5 protein-coding genes are annotated in these 4,916 nt (G+C 60.4%); 1 reads left to right on the top strand and 4 read right to left on the bottom strand.

The genetic code is table 11. The features are described 5' to 3' along the window. Window positions 1-282: 282 nt before the first annotated feature. From Mhypo_RS17220 to yjjX, 4 genes are all read right to left on the bottom strand, one after another. The gene (locus tag Mhypo_RS17220; RefSeq protein ID WP_119342465.1) at window positions 283-2,061 is read right to left on the bottom strand and encodes an acyl-CoA dehydrogenase; all 1,779 of its coding nucleotides are present in this window, start codon (window positions 2,059-2,061) and stop codon (window positions 283-285) included. 109 nt (window positions 2,062-2,170) lie between these two features. Next, the gene (locus Mhypo_RS17215) at window positions 2,171-2,980 is read right to left on the bottom strand and encodes a [LysW]-aminoadipate kinase (protein WP_119342464.1); all 810 of its coding nucleotides are present in this window, start codon (window positions 2,978-2,980) and stop codon (window positions 2,171-2,173) included. Window positions 2,981-3,001: 21 nt separating this feature from the next. After that, window positions 3,002-3,445, bottom strand: a complete 444-nt coding sequence (locus Mhypo_RS17210) for a GNAT family N-acetyltransferase (RefSeq protein WP_206074949.1) — start codon at window positions 3,443-3,445, stop codon at window positions 3,002-3,004. 4 nt (window positions 3,446-3,449) lie between these two features. Beyond that, a complete protein-coding gene (yjjX, locus tag Mhypo_RS17205) occupies window positions 3,450-3,974 on the bottom strand; it encodes an inosine/xanthosine triphosphatase (RefSeq protein ID WP_119342463.1) in 525 nt (174 codons plus the stop codon). A 206-nt stretch (window positions 3,975-4,180) separates the two neighbouring features. Between yjjX and Mhypo_RS17200 the strand changes: the two genes are divergently transcribed. Then, window positions 4,181-4,573 (top strand): carbonic anhydrase, encoded by a 393-nt coding sequence (locus Mhypo_RS17200; RefSeq protein ID WP_119342462.1) that lies wholly within the window; start codon window positions 4,181-4,183, stop codon window positions 4,571-4,573. Window positions 4,574-4,916: the final 343 nt, after the last annotated feature.

The raw sequence follows: 4,916 nt of genomic DNA, 5'->3' as shown, positions 1-4,916 counted from the left end.
GAAGTTATCCGCGTAGCGGAGGGCGATACCGCCCCTTGGAAGTTATCCGCGTAGCGGAGGGCGATACCGCCCCTTGGAAGGGAGACGCTCTCTTCGCCGACCGACAGTGAAGGGCCATCGGCCCCCGGCTAACGCCGGTACTCAAGGGAGGGGTGTGCTCTAGGATTCAAAAAGACAGCCTCTGGTGTTTTTGGTTTTGTAAACTGTCTTTTTGAATCCGGTATTAGTCCGATGCGAACGAAAGCGGTACAGCCAGCAATAACCTCACGGGCCAGAATTGAATCAGCTTTCTACCAGCCAGTCTTGTTCTGGACACACAAAAGTATCGTCCAACCGCTGAAGCCGGGCCGCCAGCAGGGGCACCTTGTCGAGTTCGTAGTGGTAGAAGTAGCGGGCAGCTTCCAGCTTCCCCCGGTAAAAAGCCCCTTCCTTCCCTATCGACTTCTGCGCCTGTTGCAGCCACAGCCAGGCCAGGGTCACGGTACCAAAAAGCTCCAGATAGGCAAATGCGTTGGCAAAGGCCCGCTCTACTTCGCCCTGGGCCGCTTTGTTCAACAAATGCTGGGTGACTTCGGTGGTGGTCTTGAGCGCTTGCTCGAGCTCGCGCGCATACCCGCACAGGCTGCTGTGCACCTGGCAGGCCCGGATGGTCTCTTCAATGGCCCCTGCCCACAGCCGAAAGCCCGCCCCACCCTCCATCCCCACCTTGCGGGCTAGCAGGTCGAGGGCCTGGATGCCGTTGGTGCCCTCATGGATGGCGTTCAGGCGGTTGTCACGGTAGAACTGCTCAACGTTGTAGTCGCGGGTGTAGCCATAGCCCCCGTGTACTTGGATGGCCAGCTCGTTGGCTTTAATTCCAAGCTCGCTCACCCAACCTTTGACCACCGGGGTCAGCACCTCCAGCAGCAGGTGCGCCTGTTGGGCGGCTTCTGGAGTGGGGGCAGTGCGTTCTTCATCTACCAGCCGGGCCGCGTACAAGCACAGGTGCAACGAGCCTTCGGCGTAGGCTTTTTGCGCCAGCAACATGCGCCGCACGTCGGGGTGCTGGATGATGGGCACGGCCGGGCTGGCCGGGTTTTTGTCGTGCAGACGGCGGCCCTGGGTACGCTCCTGGGCATATTCCAGCGCGTGCAAGTAACCTGTGTAGGCCAGCGCCATGGCCCCCATGCCCACCCCAATGCGGGCCTCGTTCATCATGGTGAACATATAGGAGAGGCCCTGGTGCGGTGCACCCACCAGCTCACCCACCGCATCCTCGAGGCTGAGCAAACAGTTGGGAATGCCCCTATAGCCCATCTTATGGTTGAGACCGGCCATCTTGACCCCGTTGCGCGGCCCCAGGCTACCGTCGTCGTTCACCAGGTATTTGGGCACGATGAAGAGCGAGATCCCCTTAACCCCTGGAGGCCCCCCGGGAATTTTGGCCAGCACCAGGTGCACGATGTTCTCCGAAACCTCGTGGTCGCCTCCGGAAATCCACATCTTGGAGCCGTTGAGCCGGTAGGTGCCGTCGGGCTGGGGTTCGGCGCGGGTCAGGATATCGGTCAGCGAAGAACCGGCGTGGGGCTCGGAGAGGCACATGGTGCCAAAGAAGCGGCCCTCCAGTTGGGGCAGCAGGTATTTTTTCTGTTGGGAGGGCGAACCGTACTTGCGCAGCACGTTGGCGTTGCCCGCCGTCAGCAAGGCAAAGCTGGCGGTGGCAATGTTGGCCGCCTTAAAAAAAGCTCCGTAAGCCGTGGAGATCACGTAGGGCAGTTGGATGCCGCCCAGCTCGTAGTCGTGGGTTGCGGCAAACAGGCCCGCCTGGCGGTAGGCCTCGAGGGCCGCTTTGACCTCGGGGTTGGTATGCACTTTTTCGCCATCGAAGTACGGCTCTTGCTGGTCGTTTTTCTTGTTGTGGGAGGCGAAGTGTTCGGTGGCAATCTTGTAAGCCACATCCAAGATGTCCTTGAAGGTCTGGCGGCTGTGGTCGCGGTAGCGTTCACGCTGGGTCAGGGCCTCGACCTCCAGCACTTCGTACAGCAGGAACTCGAGGTCGCGCCGGGAGATGAGCTTGTCCATAATGCTGCGATTTTACCTAACCTCAACCGGGCCGCTGACCCAGATCACAACCCCACCCCCCGAGCGGTGTGGGAGTCTTTATTAACGGTTGAGCACGCAGGTTCGAAGTCTACCGCACCACCGTACCGGCCCCCGCCAGGGCAGCTGAAATCGGATTTTCGATTCGGGCATCACCAAAGACCACCCGGCCCACCCCACCCTGTACCGCCTCCACTGCACCCATCACTTTTTTCTTCATGCGCCCCTGGGCTACGCTCATGTACTGCGGGTCGTTCACCCGGGCCGCGGGAATTTCGCGGATCAGACTCGACTCATCCGGAAAGTTGGCCAGCAGGCCGGGAATGTTGGATAAAAGCAGCAAGGCTTCGGCTTTGAACGCCGTAGCCAGCATGGCCGCTGCCGTGTCGCCGTCGGTGTTGATGGCCTCGCCCTGGTAGGACACCGCTGGCGGGGTGAGCACCGGCAGATAGCCCGCCTCCAGGAGCAGGCTTAGCAAGGCGGTGTTCACCTTTTCCACCGAACCTGTGTAGTCGCCCCGGTGAATCTTGATTTTGCCGTTCTCGAGGTACTTGACCGCCTCCTTGCGCTTGCCCTCGAAGATGCGGCCATCGAGCCCGCTGAGGCCCACTGCATTCACGCCCTCCCGCTGCAACAGCTCTACGATGCGCTTATTGACCAGGCCGCAGTAAACCATCTCGAAAATTTCCAGGGTCTTGCGGTCGGTGAGGCGGCTGGTCAGGCCGCCCGGGTGGGTCAAAAACTGCGGCGGGTGACCCAGCGCCTCGGCGATTTTGTTGGTCTCGCTGCTGCCGCCGTGGACAAGAATCAGCCTCTGGCCTGCTTTCCAGAGCTGCGCTGCGTCCTTGGCTACGGCCTCGTAGTTGATGCCTTCCGAACCCCCTACCTTTACCACAATCATCGGCCAACCTCTAGCCAGCCATCATACCGATTTTTTGTACACATCGGGAAAATGCCGCTCCATGAAGCGCTCAGGAACCGCCAGTGGCCGGAAGCCAAAGCGGGCATACAGGCTGTGGGCGTCGCGGGTAGCCAGCATCCAGCGTCGCAAGCCCTGGAGTTCGGGGTGGGCCAGGATCACTTCCATCAGCCACTTGCCCAGCCCAGCCCCCCGGTGGGCTTCCAGAATGTACACATCGGCCAGATAGGCAAAAGTGGCCCGGTCGGTAACCAGCCGCGCCCAGCCTACCTGTTCCTCGCTCTGGTAAATTCCAAAAGCCAGCGAGTTCTGGAAGGCTCTGGCCACCACTTCCAGGGGAATCCCCGGCGACCAGTACGCCTCGTGGGAAAGATGGTGATGCATTAGGGCCAGGTCAAGCCTGGCAAAATCGGTGCTGATGGTGTACTTGCCTTTTTGCCACTCCACCTTTCTACTCTAGCGGATAGAGTTCCGGGCGCAAAAAGGGGGGCATGGCCAGCTCTATGGTGTGCCGCCAGAACTCCACCCGTTCGATGCGGGAAAGGGTCAGGATGCCCACTGCTCCACTGCCCCTCTTGGTACCCTTTTGGCCCATCAGGTCGTCCATCACCAGTCCCAATTCCTGCCCCCCACGCAGCCGCTCCCCCACCACCGGCGGCAGCAAAACCGAGCCCCCCCGGGCCATCCCCCTGCGCCCGTCGGCACGCAGTAACACTGCAATATTGAAAAGCCAGCTCCCGTAGGTGTTGAATTCCACTCCAGCTTCCAGCCCCAATCCCCAGCTTGCGCCAGGCTGAGCCAGGGCCGCTCGAGCGCGGTTTTCGGCCCCCAAGACCGTTTCTTCGTAGCCGACGGGTTGTTCGCGCACCCCACTGGGTACATCCACACCGCGAATTTCCAGCTCAGGGAAAAGCTCTGCAAACACCAGGCGAACGGGCTCGAGTTTGGCTGGGTTGGTACTGCCAACGACTACCATGCGCTACAGGCTAACGCATCAGCTGCGGTATGAAAATTAGCGGACAATTGACTGACAGATCAGGTTATAAATGGGGTCAGGAGGCGTCCATGTCAACGACGCTCAAACCCTGGGAAGATGCCCTCAGACGGCTCAAGGAAGGCAACCAGCGCTTTCTGGAGGAACGCCTGCACCACCCCAACGAGGGCTTGTAGCGCCGCCACCAGATAGCCCACGCACAACACCCCTTTGCCACCATTTTTGCCTGCTCGGACTCGAGGGAAGCCCCCGAGATTATTTTTGACCGGGGGTTGGGCGATTTATTTGTAGTACGCACCGCAGGCCACGCGCTCGACCGCGCCGCGCTGGGCAGCATCGCGTTCAGTATCGAATATCTGCGCGTTCCGCTGGTGGCGGTGATGGGCCACGAGCGCTGTGGAGCCGTAAAAGCCACACTGGAAGCCCTGCAAAACCACCAGCGAGCTCCCGATGCCCTTCAGTCGCTGGTCAACCTGATCCGCCCGGCCTTCGACGATTATCCGGTAACCCCCGACATGCTCGATTTTGCCATCCAGGCAAACATTCGCTACACCGTGCGCCACCTGGTGCAGACCCCCTGATTGCTTCAGCGTTGGAGGAAGGGCGGGTCTGGGTGGTCGGGGCCCACTACGACCTGGATACCGGCGTGGTAAGGTTCGGCTAGGCCTCTTGCATAGGCCTCTTGCAGGGGTTGTCGAAAGCTCAAAGCCCAAGGCCGAAAGCAACGAGCGGTTGACGTCAAAAGCGCATTCACTCCCGAAACTATAATGCCAGATTCGGTTAGTTCGTCACCGTTTGGTGACGAACTAACCCGACCGAAGTTATCCGCGTAGCGGAGGGCGATACCGCCCCTTGGAAGTTATCCGCGTAGCGGAGGGCGATACCGCCCCTTGGAAGTTATCCGCGTAGCGGAGGGCGATACCG

This window comes from Meiothermus hypogaeus, from assembly GCF_003574035.1.
Classification (GTDB): domain Bacteria; phylum Deinococcota; class Deinococci; order Deinococcales; family Thermaceae; genus Meiothermus; species Meiothermus hypogaeus.
Note: the sequence above shows the minus strand (reverse complement) of the source record. Positions and strands in the feature narration are given on the sequence as shown.